Source organism: Bacteroidota bacterium (assembly GCA_030017895.1).
Lineage (GTDB): Bacteria > Bacteroidota > Ignavibacteria > UBA10030 > BY39 > JASEGV01.
Genome location: JASEGV010000172.1, coordinates 1 through 556 on the forward strand (window position 1 = coordinate 1; position 556 = coordinate 556).

The following is a 556-nucleotide window of genomic DNA, read 5'->3' on the forward strand; positions in this document are numbered from 1 at the left end:
TCTTAAATATACAAAAAAAAGTATTCAATAAGTCAATTTTTGGAACCGCCCATAAAGCAATAGGATGGCAGCGGGCACGAAGGTTTACTGTGGTGAGGAAGAATATCGAATTATATCCCAAAGCAACGGGAAAAGAATTGGTATTGTTTCCTGAAGAGGTAGATCGAAAAGCATATCGATACAGTATATGGGAGATGTATCGAAAGCGTAGTGATTCTGAAAATAGGATCAAAGAATTGATCCGCCTAAGGCGGATTGCGATTCGAGGATTTAGTTCGCAGAAGTTTTATGCGACAGAGGCAGCATTTCGGTTTGCATTGGTAGCGTATAATGTAATGGCATTATTCAGGTTAATAGCTTTAAAAGATAAGAAAGCTCGCAGGATGGCAACCTTATATTTGAAATGCATTGCATTAGGAAGTTGGACAATATCTAAACATCGTAAAACTGTATTGAAGCTGTCTGCACCAGATAAAAAAAGAGAATGGATTGCCGGTTTATTTAAACCCAGATTGTTCAATAGGCTATAAATTTCTAATGACCGCCATTAGGGAAA

The 556-nt window shown here is 37.6% G+C and carries 1 protein-coding gene; it reads left to right on the forward strand.

Annotation, left to right across the window (positions count from 1 at the left end):
- Positions 1–530 (forward strand): transposase (locus tag QME58_14510; protein MDI6805023.1); only part of this gene is annotated, 530 nt, incomplete at its 5' end.
- Positions 531–556 lie beyond the last annotated feature (26 nt).